The 23,111-nt window shown below is 58.2% G+C and carries 19 protein-coding genes and 1 other RNA gene; 1 reads left to right on the forward strand and 19 read right to left on the reverse strand.

Translation table 11 applies throughout. The annotated features are described in order from the left end of the window. Positions 1–68 precede the first annotated feature (68 nt). The 19 genes from HMPREF2605_RS08940 to glf all read right to left on the reverse strand — a co-directional run bounded on the left by HMPREF2605_RS08940 (position 69) and on the right by glf (position 17,887). Entirely contained in the window at positions 69–671 is a 603-nt protein-coding gene (locus HMPREF2605_RS08940) for a hypothetical protein (protein WP_070738811.1), read from the reverse strand. 1,118 nt (positions 672–1,789) lie between these two features. Then, positions 1,790–2,239 carry an 8-oxo-dGTP diphosphatase gene (locus tag HMPREF2605_RS08945; RefSeq protein ID WP_049333302.1) on the reverse strand — a complete coding sequence of 150 codons (450 nt, stop codon included), beginning with the start codon at positions 2,237–2,239 and terminating at the stop codon, positions 1,790–1,792. 167 nt (positions 2,240–2,406) lie between these two features. Next, complete coding sequence (locus tag HMPREF2605_RS08950; protein ID WP_065425615.1) at positions 2,407–2,769, reverse strand: hypothetical protein; 363 nt, start codon at positions 2,767–2,769, stop codon at positions 2,407–2,409. A gap of 694 nt (positions 2,770–3,463) precedes the next feature. Next, positions 3,464–3,836: a transfer-messenger RNA gene (gene ssrA, locus HMPREF2605_RS08955) on the reverse strand. A gap of 313 nt (positions 3,837–4,149) precedes the next feature. Next, positions 4,150–5,031 carry a DUF4190 domain-containing protein gene (locus HMPREF2605_RS08960; RefSeq protein WP_070848090.1) on the reverse strand — a complete coding sequence of 294 codons (882 nt, stop codon included), beginning with the start codon at positions 5,029–5,031 and terminating at the stop codon, positions 4,150–4,152. Between the two features lie 238 nt (positions 5,032–5,269). Continuing rightward, positions 5,270–5,734 carry a DUF4190 domain-containing protein gene (locus HMPREF2605_RS08965; RefSeq protein WP_070848092.1) on the reverse strand — a complete coding sequence of 155 codons (465 nt, stop codon included), beginning with the start codon at positions 5,732–5,734 and terminating at the stop codon, positions 5,270–5,272. A 127-nt stretch (positions 5,735–5,861) separates the two neighbouring features. Then, positions 5,862–6,356: an SsrA-binding protein SmpB gene (smpB, locus tag HMPREF2605_RS08970; protein ID WP_005508591.1), complete on the reverse strand. Its 495-nt coding sequence runs from the start codon at positions 6,354–6,356 to the stop codon at positions 5,862–5,864. Between the two features lie 19 nt (positions 6,357–6,375). Beyond that, the gene (gene prfB, locus HMPREF2605_RS08975; RefSeq protein ID WP_049327697.1) at positions 6,376–7,503 is read right to left on the reverse strand and encodes a peptide chain release factor 2; all 1,128 of its coding nucleotides are present in this window, start codon (positions 7,501–7,503) and stop codon (positions 6,376–6,378) included. A gap of 260 nt (positions 7,504–7,763) precedes the next feature. Beyond that, entirely contained in the window at positions 7,764–8,324 is a 561-nt protein-coding gene (locus HMPREF2605_RS08980; protein WP_083308755.1) for a pilus assembly protein TadG-related protein, read from the reverse strand. Then, the gene (locus tag HMPREF2605_RS08985; RefSeq protein WP_083309201.1) at positions 8,287–8,793 is read right to left on the reverse strand and encodes a pilus assembly protein TadE; all 507 of its coding nucleotides are present in this window, start codon (positions 8,791–8,793) and stop codon (positions 8,287–8,289) included. Before HMPREF2605_RS08985 ends, HMPREF2605_RS08980 begins: the two co-directional genes overlap by 38 nt. After that, positions 8,759–9,214 (reverse strand): TadE family protein, encoded by a 456-nt coding sequence (locus tag HMPREF2605_RS08990; protein WP_049344011.1) that lies wholly within the window; start codon positions 9,212–9,214, stop codon positions 8,759–8,761. The genes HMPREF2605_RS08985 and HMPREF2605_RS08990 overlap by 35 nt, the downstream gene beginning before the upstream one ends. Further along, positions 9,214–9,441, reverse strand: coding sequence for a hypothetical protein (locus tag HMPREF2605_RS08995; protein WP_005505403.1), 228 nt, complete (start codon positions 9,439–9,441; stop codon positions 9,214–9,216). Before HMPREF2605_RS08995 ends, HMPREF2605_RS08990 begins: the two co-directional genes overlap by 1 nt. Before the next feature lie 108 nt (positions 9,442–9,549). Further along, positions 9,550–10,482 carry a type II secretion system F family protein gene (locus HMPREF2605_RS09000; protein ID WP_049345773.1) on the reverse strand — a complete coding sequence of 311 codons (933 nt, stop codon included), beginning with the start codon at positions 10,480–10,482 and terminating at the stop codon, positions 9,550–9,552. Further along, the gene (locus HMPREF2605_RS09005; protein ID WP_049345774.1) at positions 10,479–11,333 is read right to left on the reverse strand and encodes a type II secretion system F family protein; all 855 of its coding nucleotides are present in this window, start codon (positions 11,331–11,333) and stop codon (positions 10,479–10,481) included. The genes HMPREF2605_RS09000 and HMPREF2605_RS09005 overlap by 4 nt, the downstream gene beginning before the upstream one ends. Then, on the reverse strand, positions 11,333–12,595 hold the full coding sequence (locus HMPREF2605_RS09010) for a TadA family conjugal transfer-associated ATPase (protein WP_070848093.1): 1,263 nt from the start codon (positions 12,593–12,595) through the stop codon (positions 11,333–11,335). The genes HMPREF2605_RS09005 and HMPREF2605_RS09010 overlap by 1 nt, the downstream gene beginning before the upstream one ends. A 439-nt stretch (positions 12,596–13,034) precedes the next feature. After that, on the reverse strand, positions 13,035–13,808 hold the full coding sequence (locus HMPREF2605_RS09015; RefSeq protein ID WP_044150294.1) for an ABC transporter ATP-binding protein: 774 nt from the start codon (positions 13,806–13,808) through the stop codon (positions 13,035–13,037). A 4-nt stretch (positions 13,809–13,812) separates the two neighbouring features. Beyond that, on the reverse strand, positions 13,813–14,694 hold the full coding sequence (locus tag HMPREF2605_RS09020; protein ID WP_070848095.1) for an ABC transporter permease: 882 nt from the start codon (positions 14,692–14,694) through the stop codon (positions 13,813–13,815). Further along, complete coding sequence (locus HMPREF2605_RS09025) at positions 14,691–16,697, reverse strand: glycosyltransferase (RefSeq protein WP_070848097.1); 2,007 nt, start codon at positions 16,695–16,697, stop codon at positions 14,691–14,693. The genes HMPREF2605_RS09020 and HMPREF2605_RS09025 overlap by 4 nt, the downstream gene beginning before the upstream one ends. A 2-nt stretch (positions 16,698–16,699) precedes the next feature. Next, positions 16,700–17,887: a UDP-galactopyranose mutase gene (gene glf / locus HMPREF2605_RS09030; protein WP_070848099.1), complete on the reverse strand. Its 1,188-nt coding sequence runs from the start codon at positions 17,885–17,887 to the stop codon at positions 16,700–16,702. Positions 17,888–18,531: 644 nt separating this feature from the next. Between glf and HMPREF2605_RS09035 the strand changes: the two genes are divergently transcribed. Then, entirely contained in the window at positions 18,532–23,064 is a 4,533-nt protein-coding gene (locus HMPREF2605_RS09035) for an FtsK/SpoIIIE domain-containing protein (protein WP_246828198.1), read from the forward strand. Positions 23,065–23,111 lie beyond the last annotated feature (47 nt).

A 23,111-nucleotide genomic window follows, 5' to 3' on the forward strand; every position in this document is an offset into this window, starting at 1 on the left:
GGCGGCTTTCCGGTCAGTGGAAAGCCGCCGCCTCGCTATTATCGCTATGAGAGCAAGCGTTGCCTGTTTTAGGACAGCATCGTGAGGGTGCCGAGCAGACCCAGCAGGCTCAGACCCGAGATGATGTACGCCAGAATGTTGAAGGTCGTCATCTTCGAGGTGTACTTGGTGGTGTGACCGGCGTTCACCTTTGCCGAGTAGATGGCAAGCCAGATAGACACGCCTACCGGGATCAGACCCACGAGCAGCAGAGCAATCACCATGATGTTGGGGCTCAGGCTCAGGCTGGAGCTATAAGCAGAGGAGCTGTAATCGCCGGACCTGGTCCTTGCCTCAGCGTGGAGTGCCGCGACCTGAACCCACGCGTAGAGGGTCAGCGCCAGGGCACCCAGGGAGGCACCGAACGCGCCGATGGAGTAGAAGTAGCCGGGGCCGCGGAAGTCGCCGGTGGTCTCGCCGTAGGGGCGGCGGTGCTCAGCCGGTACCCGGTAGATGTCCGGGATGCGCTGGTAGCTGTCATCGCGGTCGCGCACGTTAGCGGGTGCCACGCCCAGGGCGGGTGCGGGTGCTGCGCCGAGGGGAGCGCCGGGTGCGACGCCTGCAGGTACCGGCTGCGGGGAGTTTGCGTTATTCTGCTCCGGGAAGGAGGGGGCGGGAATCTGGTTTTCCATGGTGTGTCCTTGAGTGGTCGTCATAGCGGCTGTGTAGCTACCGCGTCGTAGCGGTGGCGTCCCTATGACCGGCTATTCTGTGGCTCGTTTGGTGGCTCTGTGGTTGCTCTCGAATGTTGCCGGTGAGCTTGAATGAACAATCAACGCCGAACAACGATATCTACCCTTCGATACTACGCCATAGGGTGCGTTTTCGCCTTCTCTGATGGCGTTCTCATTACAATGCGGTCACCTGAGCACCCTCGGGCACGCCGGTACACCCCAGAACAGACCGACAATACAGACCGACAATTGGGCATAAAAATACCCGGCAGGTGACGCCGTGGGGCGTCCTGCCGGGTGGTAGAAACCTACCGCGGTTCTTCCTCTGGATTGGAACCGATAATCACCGCCGCACCCCATACGGGATAGCGGACGGTTGGGAGATCGTGGAGATGCGGGGAACGCGGTGTTCGTCAAAGACCAGGTGTTCTGTGGTGCTGATGGAGCAGGTGTTTTAAGACCAAACCAAGATAAAAGACTCATATATTACCTTTATATACAGCAAGATGTGGCAGCAGTTTTAAAACTGCTACCACATCTCGTTGACCACTTAGAAACTTCTAAGCGATGTTTTACACACTAGGTCCTTTAGGGAACTTTGAATCACTCTCAAGCGTCCTTCTGGCTGCAAAAGTGACCAAAAGACCTCCTAAAATTGCACTTAGAATTGATACTGGATCGAAGAACTCCCAGTCTCTGGCAAATGAGATAATCACCCAGAACACCGGAACAATAGTGAGAAAAAATCCTAGTGTAAATATATTCTTCGCACGCATTCGACCTCTTCCAAGGCTGGTATTACGGAGGCCACCATTGCTTTCTGTGAGACAACGGAGGATGCCGGATATTTTGTCGGTATCTACGACTCTACTGTTTCCAGCTCAGTCTTGGGCTCCCATTCTCAGGAGCAAAATCATAGTGATTGATGCAAACCTTCCGACACGCCAGTTATAGTAGGATAATCCTTATCTACATCCAATTCGTCCGAGGAGCCTGTGCTGATTTTGCCGTCTACCGACATAAGCATAAATAAAGTTGTTATAGGTCTGCTCATTTTTCAACCTCGTGTACTCATACTATTTTATAGAGACTGTCCATGTATCCCCATCGACCAGGTACTGAAATTCCGTCAGAGCCGGATCGTTTATTACTCGCATCAAATCCTCAAAATCATCGACCGTGTTTATCTCTGATAGGCGATTGCTTTCCACCCATTCCATCTGACCCTCGTCAGAAGACATGACCGTCCCGCTATATTCGTTAGTCCTGAACAAAATAACAACATAGCGTCCGTCCTTGATTGGAAATTGCTTCACACCCACAAGCCGTGGATTCTTTATATCCAGCCCCGTTTCCTCTTTCATTTCACGGATAACCGCATTAACGAAAGATTCTCCCGGTTCCACATGACCGCCTGGAAGCGTATATCCCTGCCAGTCATTTTTTACTCTGTTCTGAAGGAGCATTCTGTCCCCATCCGTGATGAGACACAATACCGTCAATTCAACATTTTCCGTTCTGCTCATATTATTCTCACTTCTTCTTTTTCGGAACAGGAAGTTCTTCGTACATCGCTTCCAGCAATTCACAGAGAAACTCTTTAATCTCAATCACCCAATCAATGAAATCATTGATTGCCTTCTGATTGTCCGTCGTGTTCATCTTGATGTTGGAATACTCCTCCAGCAGGATGTCAATCTTCGTGTTTTGGTTGCGGCACTCTCAAGCGATTTCGACAGAACCGAATGAATCGCCGTATGAAACATCTGATAGCCCATATCCTTGAGCCTATGAGGATGCGTATGTTCTTGAGCAGTTCATCGACTTGGTCTTTTTTGAGCACGATGCGGCTGGCCTTGGTTTCCAGCACGACGGCGGGGTTGTTCACGTTGTCGGGCAGATACCACCCGTCCGGCTTGTCCGCCACACCCTTGAAGCCCACCCGGTTGAACGTCATGAGCTGTCCGACGCCAGAGACGACCCCCGGCCTGTCCACGAAGTCGAGGATTCCCCTGGCCTTGTCGCGCACCTGATCTTCGGTAAGGTCCTCCGCCATCGCCGCTCCTTTGCTACCCATGTCACAATAAATCGGTCGATTCTGAACCCCTAGGAACAATGTAGGCTGCTGGGTTCAGTAAGCCTCAGAATCTGTCCCATAATCGGTGTCTGACCACCTGAGTGTATCATCATTGACAACATTATCGATATCAAATACTTCTAGCGGGGAGGCAAGACCCAAATTACCATGTGGGCGACGGATATCGGGCTGAGGCTCATAGCAAGGCAAAGCTGAAAACCTTCCTATCCGAGACATTGATGGTGCTGTACTCAAAGCGTGCATTTCGCTCATAGACAGCCCCATCGAAATAGCACACATCTTTGTCGAGTCAGCTGTGCCACTCATCCTTATTTTCGTCAGTGAGGTAGTCTCTGAATGAGGACCAGCTACCCCGATATCGTCCCTCGAACGGATGAGGAGAGATAGACAGGCCCTCGAAGTCAACGACATATGAGTCGTCATTCTCTGATGGCGTTCTCATTACGATGCGGTCACCTGAGCACCCTCGGGCACGCCGGTACACCCCAGAACAGACCGACAATACAGGACCGACCAATTGGGCATAAAAATACCCGGCAGGTGACGCCGTGGGGCGTCCTGCCGGGTGGTAGAAACCTACCGCGGTTCTTCCTCTGGATTGGAACCGATAATCACCGCCGCACCCCATACGGGATAGCGGACGGTTGGGAGATCGTGGAGATGCGGGGAATCGAACCCCGGTCCGATGTGGCGTCAACGGGGCTTCTCCGTGCGCAGTTTATGCGAACGCTACTTTTCGGCTCCGGTACTTGCATAAACACATATACCGACGAACCTAGTCACGTAAAAGTCCCGCTAACCCCCGCAACAAGGGCTAGCAGCAGTGGCCTTTTAAGTCGATGCCGGTAACTGAGCCAAAGGCATGCTCAGGCCGACAGACGGCAACTCGCGCTTAGGCAGCGAGTGCGAAGTCAGTGCGCTTAGATTCTGCACTTAATTTTTTGCAGAGGGCGTTAACGAGATAACCCTGCATCCTCGGCACGCTTCACCCATCTCAACTCACATCGTCGAAACCGATCATCCCCCTATGCTTTTATCAAAAAGCCCACCGTCTTCTGAAAGTTTTCCTCGACATACCTTGATGCCGCGGTGCCATTCAAACACGGTAGAGATTCAGTATATCTAAGATGTTTAACGGCGTGCAAGTCCCCCACCCACGCAGGTACACCCTCCGCTAGAGGCGAATAAAGCGAACAGATCAGCGCAGCAGCAACACCATAGCCTGACACAGCGCATAAAAAATAGGGTGAGGCTCCCCAGATCATCTGGGAGCCCCACCCCGTTCGCGTACCGCACTGGGTAGCCAAAATTAGGCAGTCAAAATTAGGCGGTCAAACCTTAGTGGCGCGCAGAAACAGTCATGCGGTTGTTCGGGTTGTCACCAATCTGGCAGACCACGTTACCGTGACCGTCCTCGGTACCAACCTCAAGGCATTTCTCAGTGGTCTGATAGAAAGAAATGAATACGAAAAGCATACAAATCGAAATCAGGACAGACACCGCACCGGTGATAATACCGGTCAGTGCGAATGCCTTACCCGCGCCAACTTCCTTAGTCTTCTTCAGGGACAGGGCGCCCAGAATAATCGCAGCGATACCCAGCAGGGCACCGAACACGAAGAAACCGGTCAGCACAGCCGCAATACCGAGAATCATCGCCGCCAGCGCCATGCCGGGAGCCTTCTTCGTCACGGGAGCCGCATACGGGTAACCCGCGGGCTGACCGTAACCGTAAGCGTCCTGCTGAGGCTGCTGCTGGTATGAGTTCTGCTGGTAGTTGTAGTCAGCGGGCTGCGCCTGGTAGGAGGCGTCCTGGCCGTAACCGTACTGGTTCTGCTGAGCGGGCTGCGCCTGGTAGGAGGCGTCCTGACCGTAGCCGTACTGCTGCTGGCCGTAGGTGTTCTGAGCCGAAGCACCCTGGGCAGAGGTACCCTGAGCAGCGTTCTGGCCGTAAGCATTCTGCGAAGAAGGCTGCGCACCGAACTGACCGTACTGGTTCTGCTGGGTCGAGTTCTGCGGAGTAGCGTTCTGCTGCTGCGCCTGGCCGTAGGTGTTCTGAGCGGATGCGCTCTGACCGTAATCCTGGCCGTAGGTGTTCTGTGCCGAAGGAGCCTGGCCATAATCCTGACCGTACGAGCTCTGGGCGGAAGAATTAGGCTGCTGAGCAGCGTAGGGGTTCTGTGCGTTCCCCTGGTTGTTTCCGTAGTTATTCTCAGACATCCGTCGTTCTTTCCTTCACAGTTGCAGCGAACAATTTATACTCGCCCAACGCACCATTGCGCGCTGAGTTCGGTTCCATTATATAAATAAGCCATCATCTGAGGCATCTGTGAAGTCCAAGATTTCAGAATCAGCACTTTAAGCCCGCCAATTGAACAGATTCAGCGCAGAAAAAGAGCAAGGGACCGAATAGTTCAACACTATTCGGTCCCTCAACGGTTCAAAGACTCAACGCGATTTAACGACGGTACACCTTGTACTCATCGGGGCTCATCGTCATGGTTTCACCATGAATGGTGCACACGTAGTTGCCGTTCGAATCCTGCACGGCCTTCTCAGCGCAGTCGCCGAGCATGCCAAGGCCAATCATGCCCAGAATCAGCACAACAGCAGCAACAATCATGCCCAGCGCACCGGTGACAATACCACCAATCGCCATGCCCTTACCGGAAGCGGTGCCGTTCTTCACCTTCACCAGGGCAACAATACCCAGAATCACGCCAACCAGACCCAGCGCGCCACCGAAAATCAGCCAGCCAGACAGCAGACCAATAACACCCAGAATCAGCGAAGCAATCGCCAGAGCCGAGCTCGGAGTCGGCTGGTAGCCGGGGTAGCCGCCCTGCATGTTGTATGCGGGTGCCTGCTGCGGTGCGGGGATGAACTCGCCCGGGTTCTGCTGGTAGTTCGGGTTCTCAGACATGTGTCTCCTCAAAAACGTATGGTGCTCGCGGTACACCGCGAATTTTCAACCATTATACGCGAGGAACCGCGCCCCGCCCCTACAGGCAGTCACCGAACCAGCGGTGCATCCCGCCGTTGCCTCAGCCCTAGCCGAGGTTGCGGTAACGCATCGCGCGGCGCGCCTCCAGGTCATCCTGACGCTCACGCAAAGCCTGACGCTTATCGTACTCACGCTTACCGGTCGCCAAAGCAATCTCAACCTTCGCACGACCATTCGAGAAGTACAGCTTCAACGGAACCACCGTGTAACCGGTCTCCTTCAACTTCTGCGCCAACTTATTAATCTCAGAACGATGCAGCAGCAGCTTACGGCGACGACGAGCCGCATGGTTCGTCCACGTACCGTAACCATACTCCGCAATATGAATACCCTCGAGCCACAACTCGTTATCGGTCACCTGGCAGAAACCATCCACAATGGACGCCCCACCATCACGCAGAGACTTCACCTCAGTACCCAGCAGAACAATACCCGCCTCATAGGTATCCACAATGTTGTAGTTGTGGCGAGCCTTCTTATTCTGGGCAATAATCGCGTTATTCGGGTCCTTCTTCGCGTCTTTCTTCTTTTTCTGAGCCATCACTCAATCCTTATACGTCTTAGCTCTCTTCAGCCGCGCGCCCCGAAGCACGCCAGCGAATACCAGCATCAATAAAGGCGTTCAAACCGCCATCCAAAACATTAGAGGTGTTACCCTCCTCATAGCCGGTACGCAGATCCTTCACCATCTGGTACGGATGCAGAACATAGGAGCGCATCTGATCACCCCAGCTTGCCTTAATATCACCGGCAAGCTCCTTCTTCTTCGCGTCCTCCTGCTCCTTACGCAACAGCAACAGGCGAGACTGCAGCACGCGCAGGGCCGCCGCACGGTTCTGCAACTGCGACTTCTCATTCTGCATCGACACCACAATACCGGTCGGCAAGTGAGTCATACGCACCGCCGAATCCGTCGTATTCACCGACTGACCACCCGGGCCCGAGGAGCGGAACACATCCACCTTAATCTCAGACTCGGGAATCTCAATAGCATCCGTCTGCTCAATCAGAGGAATCACCTCAACCGCCGCGAACGAGGTCTGGCGGCGGCCCTGATTATCAAACGGCGAAATACGCACCAGGCGGTGAGTACCCGCCTCCACCGACAGACGGCCAAAAGCGTACGGTGCGTTCACCTCGAAGGTCACCGACTTCAGGCCCGCCTCCTCAGCGTAGGAGGTGTCCAGCACCTTCGTCGGGTAGCCGTTCTTCTCCGCCCAACGCAGATACATGCGCAGCAGCATCTCCGCGAAATCAGCAGCATCCACGCCACCGGCGCCCGAACGGATCGTCACCACAGCCTCACGCTGATCGTACTCACCCGACAGCAGCACCAGCACCTCAAGCTCTTCCAGCTTGGCGCGGATCTCACCGCACTCACGCTCAGCATCAGCGAGCAGCTCGGCGGCAGTCTCCTCGTCCTCCGCTTCGGCAAGCTCCACCATCACCTCAACATCATCAATGCGAGAAGACAGCGAACGCAGACGATTCAGCTCCGACTGCTTATACGACAGTGCGCTCGTTACCTTCTGCGCGTTCTCCACGTCATCCCACAAATCGGGTGCGGCAGCCTGCGCAGACAGGTCCTCAATGGCGCGCTCAATCCCCTCAATATCGCTCACAGCAGCAATAGAGGTGAAAATCGCGCGAAGCTCTTTAATCTCAGCAGAAAAGTCGAAGGATGCCATAGCTTTTAACACTATCGCGAAACGGCCAGAAAGTCCCGCCGTTACAGTCCGCAACAGCCCACAGCGCAGAAGGATAAGGCAGGCAGAGGGAAGAACCCGCGCAACGAAGACATAAAAAGGCATAAAACGAGGGCACATCCGCTAGCCGTTACACTACCTTGCGGATGCGCCCTCGCAGTCTAGGGGCTCACAACACACCAATAAGCGAGTGAGCCGATAAGCCCGTGCGCCGATACGTCCGTGCGCCGTTGATGGACGCACTAATCGGTGGACGGGCCCTGGCTCGTCTTCAAACGCGACGAACCGTGAGCGGTCACCTCAATACCATCAGGCACCAGAATCGACAGCAGCGGCGGACGAATACGAGCCGACAGGTACACGTGCACACTGTGATCAGAATCCACGGACACGTTCTCCAGACGCAACGCCTGAAAATCCTGCCCCGGCTGAACCTCAGCCAGGTACGCGCTCGCATACTCCCACGCCGCCGAACCACTCGCTTCATCAGGAGTGCGCATCGTGCGGGTAATCGAGTTCGCCTGAGCATCCGCCATATCCTGCAGATGCTGAGTCTGCAGATACGCACCCGTAATCGCCACCGTCACCGAACCGATGAGCAAAAGCAACGCCAGCATGCCCACAATCAGCGGGGCAATGCTGCCCTCTTCCGGGTCTGAGGCGACCGGGTCAGCGGCGAGGCGGTCTGAGGCGATCGGGTCAGCGGCGAGCGCCCGGCTCTGCGCACGGGCTCGAATCTTCATGTTGGCACGAGCCAGCAAACCATTAGGAATCAGCATGACCAGACCCCCAACTCGTCGCATGAGAACTCACCGGAATCACGCCGCCACCCATAAACGAAGGCAGAAGCGGAAGACGCGCCTGAACCGTCACCGTGGCGTACGCCTTCGTACCCGAGACGCACTCCCCCGACGCACAGCTCAACGACACGCTCACATCGGAGGGCTCAACCCCGTAATCGGCGGCAGCATGCACCGCCAGACGCTGAGCCAAATCCGGGCCCACCGACGAATCCTGCGGCTGCTCCTGCACATACAGCACCACCTGGGCGCTCGCCGCATGAGCCGCCATCACCGAAGACTGCAAGCTAAAAATCGTCAGAATGCCGTAGAGCACCGGGATGAGCAGAGTAATACCCAAACCCAGGAACTCCACAATGGTGCTGCCCTCTTCAGGATTGTGCCGATCAGAGCGGCTCTTCAGGCGTTCCTTCACCCGCTGCCGAAGCGAAAAGTCACTAATCACCGGAACGATGCTCCGCATAAATCGCATGCCCCTTCACCTCAATAGAATCCGGAAAACCCCACGGGCCCAGCACCGGCAACGGAGACTTCACCGTCACCTCCAAAGTGCGCACACCCGTAGAATCACTACTCTGACGGTACGAAATATTCTCAGCATACGAAGACGGAAGAACCCCCTCAATCATCTGACGGGTACGCTCCATGCCCTCCTGCGGAGTGCGGTCACGCATCGTACCGTAACGTGCCCCAGCCGCCGCAGCATCCACCAACATGGTTCGTGCATACAGGGCGAAAGAAACCTGCAGAATCGCCATAGTCAGCAACACCAACAGCGCACCGACCATGACGAATTCCGTGCTGGCATCACCGCGCTCGCTCTCCTCCACAGAATATTCCGCGGAGGATAGCTCAGCGGCAGTCAGCTCAGAAGCGATGCGGGGCTTACGCATTACTGGTGAACCAGAGCAATCGCATCGTTGAACATCTTGGTCAGAGCGGGCTGAGCAATCGCCAAGATAGCGGCAACCAGCACGGCGCTCATCATGGTGATCATGACCCAGCCGGGCACGTCACCGCGCTCGGGGTCATCCTGCTTGTTCTTCAGGCGCAGAGCCAGCACGGATGCGATAGCCAGGGCAATCAGCACGGTGAGGGTGGTGCGGAAACGACGGAACATGATTTTCTCCTTCAATCAAAGGGTGTAGTGTGTGGTTGGTGCGGCGCGCCGGGCAATCAGCCCAGCCCACCGCGGTGCAGCCGGTACGGTGTGTACCCGCCGCAAAATCTAAAAGTTCAAACGCATGAGCGACAAGCCCGGGAAGACCGCAAAAATCACCGTCAGCGGCAGGATAAAAAACACCACCGGGGCGAGCATCGCAATCTCCTTCTTACCGGCTGTTTCCATCAGCTCACGCTTAGCGTTATCGCGCACATCCTGAGCCTGCGCACGCAACACATCAGCCAGAGGGGTACCGCGCTCAATCGCAACAGCAATACCCTCAACGAAGCGGCTCAACGCCGGAACGCGAGTACGCTCCGCAAACTCCTGCAGCGCGCTCAGCAGCGAAACACCGGTGCGGGTCTGCGCCAAAATCTCAGAAAACTCACGAGCCAACTCGCCGCGAGAGGTCAAACAGATACGCTCCAGGGCCGCCAGCGCCGACTCGCCCGCTGTCACCGACAGAGCCATCATCTCCGCCAGCGCCGGGAACTCAGCAACCAGCTGCTTCTCACGCTTAGTCACCGCCTCACCCAGCCACCAGTCACGCGCCAGAAAGCCGCTCAAACCGCTCACCAGCACCAGCACAAGAGCCACCAGGATGGAGAAACGCTCCTGCACCACGCCAATGACGGTCAGGGCACTCATGACGGTCACACCGGCAAGAGCCCACAGCAGCTGCTCAGCACGAAACGCGCTCACACTCTGCGAAGAGCCAGCACGACGCAGACGCTCCTGCACCGAACTATCGCTCAGCGACGAGCCACTCAACGACGAAGACAGCGAACGCAGAAGCGGCGCGCAGAACGCCGAAATCGCCTCCAGCAGGCTCGGCTCCCGGCGCTCCTGCTCCTTCAACAGCGACTCACGCAGAGTCTCACCGCGCAGCTGCGACGCCACACGATCAGAAAACGAAATACTGCGAGTATTCAGCACCGACGAAAGAATCAGACCCACGCCGGTCGCCAACAGCAGACCAAAAATCAGAGGCAGGTTCACCCGAAAACCCTCCGTTCACGCGGCAACTCACCAATACGCAGCATCAGACGGTACGCCGCCAAAGAAATAGCGGCACCGGCAATCATCAGCATTGCACCGGCAAACGAGTTATAAACCATGCGCGCGGCAGGCTGAGTCGCCATCAGACACAGCACAAACCAGGGCGCAACACAGGAGAGACGAGCCGCATTCACAGTCCACGACTGACGCGCCAGAAGCTCCGAACGGGTACGCGCATTATCACGCAGAAAATCGCTGAGCGTGCCCAGCAGCTTGCCCAGGTCCGAACCGCCCACCTCGCGGGCAATCTTCAAAGCCTCAATGATGGTGTCCGCCACAGGGTCAGAAAGGTACTCCTTCAAACGGTTCAGCGACGGCACAAACTCACCCGACGCACGGTAATCACGCGAAAAATGGGCAAAGGCATCACGCAACTCTTCCGGGCCACGGTACGAGAGCTGAATCAGCGCCTCCGGCAAGGACAAACCTGCACGAATCGCCGAACGCAGGTGGTCCACCGCATCCGGCCACAGCTGCCAAATACGGGCATCCGCCGCGCGGGCACGATGATTCACAATCACGCGAGGCGCCGCAAAACCACCAATCAGGCCCAGCAGACCCAGCGGCAAAAGCTGAGTGAGCATCAGCAGCAGAACCGACGCGCTCACGCCGCTAGCGACGCTCACCCACATGAACGTGCGAGGAGTCAGCGAGTGCATACCCGCCTTACGCAACGCCACGACCAGCGCCGGGTCGTTACTCGGCTTCGGCGGCTTGCCGTTATCAGGAAAGCAGGAAAGGTAAATCAGGCAGACGCCCAACCCCAAAATCAGGCTCAGAAACAGAGGCATTACTGACCCGCCTTCGCCGCAGCCAGCACCTGCTCGGGGCGGTGACCGGCACGAATCCAACGGTCCGGGTTCGGCAGCTCCAACGCCACACACATCATCTGACCGTCACGGCGCACAAACAGCGGGGACATCTCAATCACGCCGTCCTCAACGCGGCCGCCCAGCATGCTGATCTCTTCGACCTGGCGCTGACCGCGCGAATCGCGGCCGCAATGCACCACAATGTCAAAGCAGGACGCCACGGTCGGCACCACGAACGCCGAGGAAATATTCTCGCCCGCCAGCAGCGGCAGGGTACAAATCTTGGTCACCGCGTCACGCGCTGAATTCGCGTGAATCGTGCACATACCCGGCAGACCCGCGTTGAGCGCAATGAGCATATCCAGGGACTCCGCCTCACGCACCTCACCGATAAGGATGCGGTCCGGGCGCATACGCAGAGCCTCCTTGACCAGGCGGCGCAACTCAATCGCGCCGGTGCCCTCGAGGTTCGGCTGGCGGCATTGCAGACCCACCACATCGCGTAGCGGAACCGCGAGCTCAAAGATTTCTTCGCACGTAATCACGCGCTCACGCGGAGGAATGGATGCCGACAGGCAGTTCAGCATCGTGGTCTTACCCGCCTGGGTTGCGCCCGAAACGAGGATGTTCATGCCGCTCTCCACCGCCGCGTGCAGTAGGGACGCCGCGCCGGCACTCAGCGAGTTCATGCGCACCAGGTCGGGCAGGCGGCGGGCACGCACCACGAACTTACGGATATTGATGCTCGTGTGCCTGCGAGTAATATCCGGAATCACCGCGTGTAGGCGGGAGCCATCCGGCAGGGACGCATCAACAAACGGGGAGGAAAGGTCCACACGACGACCCGAAGGCTTGAGCATGCGCTCCAGCAGGCTATTAATCGCCTCGGCGCTCAGGTGCAGACCGGTCAATTCGCTTTCGCCGTTGCGGGCGATAAAGATTTCGTCGGGAGAGTTGATCCAGATTTCTTCAACGCTCTCGTCATCGAGAAACGGCTGAATCACGCCAAAGCCGCAGATTTCATCGTGCAGGCGCTGAATCACGGATTCGCGGTCACCCAAATCCGGCAGGGAAATGCGGGTGCGGCGCTGCTCGTAATCGGTCAGGTGCTCGTCAATGAGCCCGCGCGCCGCATGCTGGTCCTCGTGCGGGTCCAGGCTGCGGTGGCGCATTGCCTCACGGATATTTTCTTCGAGCAGAGTTAGATGCTCCGCCCGGGTATCCAGTACGGTGTTCTCCATTGAAGTGATCCGATGCTGTGTGTGGTGTGGTTGTGTGGAATACGGTGAAGCATTGATACATCAATGCCACCATCACCCTACCCTCAGCGCATCAAATTTATCAAAATGTAATAAAACACCCCTTAATATTTACGAGTATAGTATTTGAGTATTTTTGATGCATAGAATTGCACATATCGTTACCCAACGTGCACTAAAATCCAAAACGCCTAGTCAGCTGTGACTTGCAGAACAGATGCATGTGCACCCCTCGAACCGATTACCGTTGGCCACCGCTATATTGCACTCGGTGCACACGTAACATTTCGTCTTAAAAGCCGCAGCGACCCCTGCTAAAACGCTAGAACCCTATCCAGCCCAACAGCTTCTCGGGCACAGCAAAGGGGCGTGCACTCTCCCATCGGGAATACACGCCCCATCACAAGCAATCATCTAGCGGTTAGTCGCCGCCACGAATCACCTTCACGGCTTCCTTGATCGGACCGTCAAAACGCAGGTTACCGTGCTCCAGCACCACGCCGCGATCACAAATCTTAGAAACCAAATCCAGGTCATGGCTCACCACGGCAAGAGTCTTACCGGCAGAGCACAGCTCCTGAATCTTCGCAATACACTTCTTCTGGAACGGCTCATCGCCCACCGCAAGAATCTCATCCACCAGGAAGATATCCGGGTTCGTATGAACCGCAACCGAGAATGCCAGACGCAGGTACATACCCGAAGAGTAGAACTTCACCTCGGTATCGATAAAGTCGTGAATCTCAGCGAAATCCACAATCGAATCGAAGGAAGCCTCAATCTCCTCCTTGGACATACCCAAGATCGCGCCGTTGAGGTACACGTTATCGCGGCCAGTCAGATCCGGGTGGAAACCAGCGCCCACCTCAATCAGACCCGCAATATTGCCGCGAGTGAGAACCTCACCCTCATCGGCGCGCATCACGCCAGAAATCATCTTCAGCAGCGTGGACTTACCCGAGCCGTTCAGACCCAGAAGAGCCACACGCTCACCCTGACGAATGTCCAGGCTCACGCCGTTGAGCGCATTGAACTTCTCCGAAAGATCACCCTTGCGGCCCTTAATCAGCCACACAAAAGCTTCCTTCATCGAACGGGTGTGGCGCAGAACGAAGCGCTTCACCAAATTCTCCACGTGAATCACCACGGGAGCGTCCGGGCTCACCGGCGGGAACTCAAGCTTCTTAATATCCACAGAATCAGAGCTCCTGGGCGAAGTTGCCCTCAAACTTACGGAAGAGCAAATCACCAATCAAAACGGTCAGCAGAGAAATACCAAGGGCAATCGGAGTCCAGAAGCTGAAAAGATGCGGAACCACCTGCGAAGCAGAAAGCGCCAAATCCTCAGGACGGAGCGTCGGATGCCAGAAGCCATAGTGGAACAGCTCCACCGCAACGGTCAGCGGATTAAGCATGAACACGTTGAACACCCACGGATAGAGAGTGTCACGCACCATGGTCCAGGAGTACAGCACCGGCGAGAACCAGGTAGCCACCATCAGCAGCATGTCCACAATGTTCTCCGAATCGCGGAAGAACACGTTCGCCACACCGAAAATCAAACCCAGACCATAGGACAGCATCATCACAATCAGCATGCCCGCCAGAATCGACCCAAACGCCAGGAAGGTCGGGGACCAACCCACCAAGAAGCAGGCCAGCAGCATCACAGCAATCTGAGGCACAAAATGCACCAGAGCCACCCACACCGTCGACAGCGAGAACAGCTCACGCGGCAGGTAAATCTTACGAATCAGCGCGCTGTTAACCACCATGGCGCGAGCACCATTACCAAAACCCTCCGAGAAGAAGTTAATGGCAATCATGCCCGAGAACAGGTACACCGCATAGTTGTGCATACCGCGTTCCAAGCCAAGGAACATACCCATGGCAATGTAGAACACCAGGAACTGCACACCCGGCTTAATGTACGACCACAAAATGCCCAGCACCGAGCCGCGGTAGCGGACCTGGATTTCCTTATCGACCAGCAGTCGAAGCAGGTAGCGGTTCTTCACCGCATCCAGGATGCCGCGCCCACGGCCGGGCGCCTTCAGGGGAACAGACTTCAGATCGTTCATCGGGTCAGCTCAGAATCCGTATGCTCGGCGAAGGTCTTAGCCCACGCATCGTAGGAGGCAACCTCAGCAGCCTTCGAACGGTACTGCTCACGCAGCTTATCCCAACCGGTCACCAGCTGAACGTGCAGCTTAGCGGCCTGAGCCAGCTTCGACTTCAACTGCTCGGGGTCGCGGCGGTACCAGAACAGGCCGGTACCCTCAGCGTTAGTCGCCAGAGCCGAATCGAACTTCGACAGGGTCCACCAGTTGGTCTCACCGTAGTTCAGCTGAATCTGCGGGTGAGCCTTCGCCTCTTCGCTCACCGGCTTGAACAGCTGACGAGCAACAGTCTTTGCGGTCCAGGAAGCAAGCTTCTTGTAACCGGGGGACGCGAAGGAACGACGGCCACGGAACGGAGGCTTCTTCGTCTGAATAGCCGGGAAGTCATCCACATTCGGCTTCACCTGAGACTCCGGGTACTCCTTAGCCATCGCACGAATCACCGGCAGACGCTGCGAGAGCGAGGGGTGCAGGTGATCGGGGCCGGAGAGTAGATCCTCCAGCGCCATCAGGCGGCCAGCCTCAGTGTAGTACTGCATGGACAGGGTGTGCTTGACGTCCAAGAACAGGGACTCCAGCAGCACGCGGCCACCCTTATCGAAGGGCGAGTGCAGCAGCGCCGTAATGAGGCGGTTGCGCTCGTGGTAGTACGCCTGCCAGCCGACCGAGTCATCCTTATCAGTCCAGGAAACGTGCCACACGCCCGCACCGGGGAAGGACACGGTAGCGAAGCCCGCGGCCTTAGCGCGCAGACCGTACTCAGCGTCATCCCACTTCAGGAACAGAGGCAGGGACAGACCGATTTCCTTAATGACGGCGGTCGGGATGAGGCACATCCACCAGCCGTTGTAGTCCACGTCCACGCGGCGGTGCAGCCACGGGGTGTTACGCAGGTTGTGGTGGCCCAGGTTGTGGCCCATCGCCATGTCTTCGTGCGGCTTAGCGTAGAAGTTACGCCACGGGTCAACAACCTCACCGAACGCGTGCAGGACCGAGCGGTCGAACATGTCGAACATGTGCGCGCCCACGATGGTGGGTTCCTTGCAGTAGTTCGCGAAGGTCACCATACGCAGGATCGACTCGGGCTCCACGATGACGTCGTCATCGAGCAGCAGCACGTAATCGGAGCCGTTGTTGACAGCCTCGAACATGCCGCGCGAGAAGCCACCGGAACCGCCCAGGTTACCCTGGTTAATGATGCGGAACTTACCTGAGAGAGGCTTCACGACCTCTTCAAAGTCCTCGTGGTCCTGCACCTTCTGGGTACCCTGATCCACAATCAGGAACTCGTGCACAGCATCGAAAATCTCGGGGCTCTCACCCAGAGCACGAATGTTGTTGATGCAGTACTCCACCTTGTTCATGGTGGTAATCTGCACGGTCGCCTGACCAGCCTTCACATCAGCGCGGGGCTCAATATCGCCCAGCCAGTTCGCCTCAATCAGCTCAAGGTCAGTGGTGCCAGCCAGGTCGAACCAGTACCAGCCGCCGTCACCAAACGGTGCCAGGGGCAGGGTGAAGGTGTTGGTCTCCTCGCCGGAGAGCAGCTTCGCATCCACGCGCTGAATCACGCCACGGCCGTTGGACTTGTACACAATGACCATGCCCTCGCCGCGAGTCTGAACGCTCAGAACGACCTTCTGCAGGTCAGTCCAGCGGCGCCAGTACGAGGCGGGGAACGCATTGAAGTACGTACCGAAAGACAGGCTCTGGCCCGCGTTCACGGTGATGGAGCGGCGGCTGTTCAGGCTGTTCGCGGCATCACGGTTCGCGCTGGCGTTCGATACAGACTGACCGGAGGTGTTCATCGCCTCCGCAATGGAGGTGGAAGCGTCACCGTCAATACGGGTGGGCAGCTGAACGCCGGTTGCGACACTCGCGTCCACGTACAGGGGCACGACGTCAGTCTCAACCGCGCTCGGGAAAATAACCCGCTGCAGGTTCTTCAAAGTCTTATCAGCCATAGTTAAGCGTCAACACCACCGGACTCGATCTTCGCACCGTTAGCGAAGTGCGGGCGGATCTTGTTGTCGAACATGGACAGTGCAGCGCCGATAGCCATGTGCATATCCAGGTACTTGTAGGTACCCAGGCGGCCGCCGAACAGCACGTTGTTCTCACCCTTAGCCAGGTCGCGGTACGCCAGCAGCTTCTCACGATCCACGGAGGTGTTGACCGGGTAGTACGGCTCGTCGCCCTTGTTCGCGAAGCGAGAGTACTCGCGCATGATGACGGTTGCGTCCTTGGTGTAGTCACGCTCGGGGTGGAAGTGACGGAACTCGTGGATGCGGGTGAAGGGAACATCAGCATCGGGGTAGTTCATCACGGAGCAGCCCTGGAAGTCCTCAATCGGCAGGACTTCTTCTTCCAGGTCGATGGTACGCCAGGACAGGTCGCCCTCAGCGTAGTCGAAGTAGCGGTCAACCGGGCCGGTGTAGACCACGGGAATCTGACCCAGGACGTTCTCGCGAGAGTACTGGTGACCGGGCTCGAAGAAGTCAGTGTTCAGGTGCACCTCAATGTTCGGGTGCGCCGCCATACGCTCCAGCCATGCTGCGTAGCCGTCAACGGGCAGACCCTCGTACTTGTCGTTGAAGTAGCGGTTGTCGTAGTTGTAGCGAACCGGCAGGCGGGAAATGATGGATGCGGGCAGCTCTTCCGGCGGGGTCTGCCACTGCTTAGCGGTGTAGTGCTTGATGAACGCCTCGTACAGGGGGCGACCAATCAGGGAGATACCCTTATCGTTCAGGTTCTGCGGGTCGGTACCAGCCAGCTCGCCAGCCTGCTCAGCGATGAGCGCCTTTGCCTCTGCCGGAGAGTAAGCTGCGTTGAAGAACTGGTTGATGGTACCCAGGTTAATCGGCATGGGGTAGACAATGCCGTTGTGGCGGGTGTACACGCGGTGCACGTAGTTGGTGAAGTCAGTGAAACGGTTCACGTACTCCCAGACACGCTCGTTGGAGGTGTGGAACAGGTGCGCACCGTAGCGGTGCACCTCGATACCGGTCTGCTTCTCCTTCTCGCTGTATGCGTTACCACCGATGTGGGAACGGCGGTCCAGCAGGGCAACCTTCAGGCCCAGCTCAGTGGCAGCCTGTTCTGCGATGGTCAGACCAAAGAGGCCCGAACCGACTACTACGAGGTCAGCGGTCAATGTTTTCTCCTGTATTATCACGGCGCACCGCCGCTTCTGCGAGGGCGGTATTCACCTACCAGATTGGACACATCCGAGTGTTCTCAGTCGCGCCGCAATCCGCACGGGTAGGGGCAAAAAGCCCCACCCATGATGGATATAGTCATAATCTAAGATACCCGTTTATCATGCCTCACGCATACTTATGACGTGTTTTTAGTGGCTTTTGGACTATTGTTCGCACACTCTTTCCCCAAGTGAATATTCTTCACGAACCCCGAGGTCAAGCGGGTCTGAGCGAGTTCCTTTTTCTGCAGACTTTGACGTTCCACCAACGGCGAGGAAAGTTGGTTTACGGGTAAATATTCATCGTGAATAGCGATCGCGATTTTGCTGAACCACCAAACGATCGACGGGACAAAGCCGTGACCCAATTCGGATATCGGAGTCTTCTAAGGGCGTCAATGAGGATGCGCGAGCAGGGTCAAGCATGGATGTTTCAGCGGGTGCACTGCCGGGCTTTCGAGCGGCAATCTGGGCAGTATGTCGGTGAGTTATCCACAGTTTTTCGAAAAACGGGGCGAAAAATTCAAAAAATACGAACATGTTAATTTATGTACAGATAATTTATTGAGCTTTAATGCTTTTTAATGTTTTCTGAGGGTATGACTCTCTTCTTTCTCGACCACCACAACATCACCGACACGCTCCCCTACCCTCGCGTACTCCGACTCGACGGCGAGGCGGCACCCACCGGAATACAGCTGTGCCCCGGTAGCGCACACCAGCAGGCTCTAGAGCAGGCACTCAACCAAGCTCTACAGCACCCTGCACCCGGCGCGCACGCTCAGGCACAGGAAACGACGTTCCAGCTACGCCCCGCGCACGATAAGAACCCCGCCGGCGCCTCGATTGCGCCAAACAGCCACATTCCGAACGAATCTCAAACTCCGGGCGCGCCCGCCGTCAGCCTCCTGCACATTCTGCGCGGACCCGACGCGGGCGCAACCTTCCCCATCAGCCGCGGCCGCACCAGCCTCGGCAGGGCGGCACTACCTGCCCGTAGAGGAGAACAGCCGCACCACATTCACCTGCAAGACCCCTTCCTCAAGCCGGTACACGGCAACTTCTACGCCGACAGCTCCGGCATCCGCTGGATCGAAAAACGCCCCGCTGCGAGCGAGGGTAGCGAGAACGCACAGGGCAGTATGAAGGCGCAGGGCGCCGAGCCGCGCATCCTGCGCTGGGACGAACCTTTCTGCCTCGGCTCCTCGCTCTGCATGCTCACCTCCCCCAGCGCAGACGGCGAACGCACCGTAGAAAAGGCGAGCACGCCTGCCACGACCTCTGGCGAGCTCGCGCAGACGCTTGCTCCCCTGGGCGACGCCGGCAACCCCTTCGAGCCAGTAGTCGTAAATCCTCCCGCGCCGCGTAAGCTCAAGCAGATTCTGTTGAGCGTGTGCCTGCCGATTGTGGTGGGTCTGATTATTGCGCTGGTGACCGGTATGTGGTTCCTTCTGCTGATGTCTGCGGCGTCTTCGCTGCTGATGCTTCTGCATTTCTTTGGTGGTCGGGCGGAGAACCGTGCCGCATCGCAGCAAACTCATCAGGCGGCTGAGCAGGAAAAGGAACGTGCCCTCGCCCTGCCGACCGCAGGCGACCTGGCGATTTCGGGCACCTCTGCCCTGCATGATGCCGCCTACCCGGCTATTGTGCTCGGGTGCGGTCCCCGCCAGCCCTACCTGCGCGGCCGCAACCTCCCGCTGGGCACTCTGGAGAAACAGGATGCACCCCACTATCTGCCGCTACCCACCCCGACTCTCGGGCACTACCTGAAGCTGGAGGAGGCACATCTGCGCGCCTACCTGGTGCAGCTGGTGGCGGGCTATCCGGGTGCGGTGCACGTTCTGCTGGCGGGTGCTGAAAGCGCTGATCAGCAGCGCACCAATAGTCTCTTGCAGACTCTGGCTGTGGTGCCGGGCGTGAGCGTGCATTGCCTGCCGGGCGTGCAGCATGAGAAGTATCTGCAGGCTCTGCAGAGTAGCTTGCAGTCGGAGCTTTCCGCATCTGTTCCGCCACTGATTCTCATGCCCCTGCAGGCGAGCGCTATCTACGCTCCCCTGCTGACCGCGCTGAACTCTGGGGCGGTTGCTGACTCTTCGCCGTCCCGCGCGTTCGCCTCCCCGCGTGAGCAGAAGATGAACGCCCCGGCGCTCTGCGTGCTGGGCAGTGCTGAGGGTGATAGTTCCGCCCATGCACCCGGTGCGCTTTTTGGTGCCGCCTGGGTTGAGTGTGCGAGTGAGGGTAGCCACCGTCAGAGCATCCGTTACCGTACACAGGGTTACGCGGCGCCGCCGGTGCAGCCCACCGAGGGTGTCTACCAGGTGCACCCGCTGGCATGTGAGGGTCTGTGCCAGCACGCCGACGGGCTCAGCGTTGAGGCGTTCTGTGCCGCTCTTGAGAACCTGTACCGCACCGGACGCGAGCAGGAGCAGGGCGCGCTCGGTGAGGCTCAGGTGCACCAGTCGGCGCATCTATTCTCTTCCCTGCAGGCGCAGAGCGCGCGGCAGAAGAACCGCACCGATGACATGGCGGTGGAGTCCGTTCTGCAGCGCTGGTCCGCTCAGCGTTACGCCTCCGATATTCGCTGCTACCTGGGTGTTTCTTCGGGTGGCTCGCTGAATATTGGTCTGTCTGAGCACGGCCCACACTGGCTGCTCGGTGGCACGACCGGTGCCGGCAAATCGCAGCTGCTGCGTTCGCTGGTGCTCAGCGCTGCGCTACGTTACCCGCCCGAGCGCCTCGGCCTGATTCTGGTGGACTTCAAGGGCTCGGCTGGTTTGGGTCCTCTGGCTCAGCTACCGCATGCGCTCAGCGTGTTGAGCAATTTTGATGTGTCCGCCGTGGAGCGTGCACTCGAATTTTTGCGCGCCGATATTCACCGACGTGAGGTGGATCTGCAGGCGCTCGGCGTAAACTCCTACCGCGACTACCTGGCATCCTGCCAGGCGGCGGGTACGACTCCGCGCTACCCCGAGCTGCTGATCGTGGTGGATGAGTTCCGCATGCTCATCGATTCCATGCCGGACGCCATGGCTGAGCTGATGCGCATCGCCACGATTGGCCGCTCGCTGGGCCTGCACCTGGTGTTGGCGACTCAGCGTCCGCAGGGCGCTATTTCACAGGATATTCGCGCCAATATTGCCACGAGTATCTGCTTGCGTGTGGCGAGCGCGCAGGATTCCTATAACCTGCTGGAGCATGAGTCTGCGGCGTATATTTCGGCGGCGCATCCGGGTGCCGGGTATGTGCGCCTGCCGGATGGCCGTTCCCTGCCGTTCCGCGCCCCGCTAGTGGATGCGGTCCCCTCAAGTAGCGATGCCCGTCCGGTGCAGGTGCTGGGTCTTGAGGATGGCGGCTGGCGTGAGCTGACTGCCGCTTCTGCCGTTCAGAAGGGCGGCGGTCATGAGGATGAGCTGCTGATTCGTTCAGCGCAGCAGATTCGTGCGCTCTATGAACTCGAGTACGCACCAAAGAATCTTCAGAAGAATGCGGCGGTTCAGGATGAGTACTGCCCGATTCCGCCGGAGCTTCCCGAGAGCACCCCGCTGCCCGTGCTGGAGGCGCAGGTGGGCGAACCTGTAGCCTACGGTATTGATCCGGCGGCTACCTCTCAGGTTGTAGATTCTAAGGAACCCGCCAATTCTGGCACCGCTTCCGCAGGGTACCTACTGGGCGAGCTGGAGATTGCCCGATACGGCGTGCGCCGCCCGATCAGCTGGTCGGGTCAGCAAGCGCTGGCGCTGCTGGCGCAGAGCGCCGAACGAGCCCCGATGCTTTACGGGCTTCTGATGCAGGCGTTCGCCACCCGCACGCCGGTTGTTCTGCTGACCTCTGACGGTGCACTCTACCGCGACCTGGAACCCTACGCCGGTGCCTTTGAGACGCTCGTGGGTGCGCAGGAGCTTTCGCATCTGCGTTTCTGCCTGGAGGAGCTGCGCGTCCCGAACCTGTGGGGCACCGAGGCTACCACCCGCCCGCTCATTGTCGTGGACGGTCTGGACAGTTGGCTGGAGGCGCTGGTCCGCCAACCCGATACGGAGAACCTGCTCTACGATCTACTCTCGCAGGGGTGCCGTCGCGGCTATTCGGTGGTGTTCACCTCCGCGTTGAACCCGCGCGGTCGTTTCGCCGCTGCGGCACATTCCACACTGTTGAGCCGCCGCTTCCTGGACGCCGACCTGATGCGTTCAACGAGCAAGGACTATCCGACCCCGGCGCAGAGCCACTACTGCGTGGAGGGTGCCATCAATGAGGAGTTAATCGGGGATCAGCCGCTGAGCGCGTCGATTCTTTCGCCCTGCGTTGCGGGTTTCCAGGAGCTGGTTCAGGTTCTGCGGGGTAACGCCGCGAGCGCTTCTAGCGGGTCGAATACTCGCCCCGGCACTCTTCTGCGGCAGTTCCCCGAGTACTATCGCATGCCCTCCACCGAGTACGTGACCGCCGCCCACTCCGCCTGCAATCCTCAGGGAGCTAAGCTGCTGGTCGCGTTTGACCGCCGGCAGATGCCGGTGTGGTTGAGCGCCCCGGCTGGCGCGGTAGTTCCGGTGCAGGGTTCCCGGTCTGCGGGTAAAAGTACCCTGCTGGAAAGCATTGCTCAGCTCAACCCGCAGCTGGATACCCTCGTCCTTGAGGGTTCTGGCGGCACCTCGGGTGATGGCAGCGCCTCGGGTTCTGGCGGCACCACGGGTTCTGGCGGCGCGTCGGGTGAGCCGCCGAGCGTGGAGCGTACCCGCGCACTCCTGGACTCAGTGACAAACCCCGCGCGCACACTCGTGCTCATTGACGATCTGCAGTACCTGCAGCCCGCCGTTCAGCAGCTACTTCTGGAGCGTCGGGGCGAGTTCCGCGCCATGCTGGTCGCCTACACGCCCTGGCCGAGGCGCGCCTCCTCACCCCTGCTGGCTGCGCTCATGGGATGCTCGCGTGCGCTTCTGCTCGCGCCCGCGTCCCTAGCGGATGCCGACATGTGCACGGTGACAGCGCTACCTCTGGATCGATTCACGCAGGGCGAGCAGCCCGCCGGTCGTCTCGTGGTGGTGGATGGCGCCTCCGTGTGCGCGGCGCAGGTTCCCCTGGCGCTGAGCACGGCTGCACAGGCTGTAACAGCTACGCAGAAGGTGCCGGTAGCGGTCTAGAGCTGAGCACTCTAGAGCCAAGCCGTCTAGGGGTTAGCGGCGCTAGG

Origin of the sequence: Rothia sp. HMSC065C03, from assembly GCF_001837295.1 — a bacterium.
In the GTDB taxonomy this organism is placed as follows: Bacteria; Actinomycetota; Actinomycetes; order Actinomycetales; family Micrococcaceae; genus Rothia.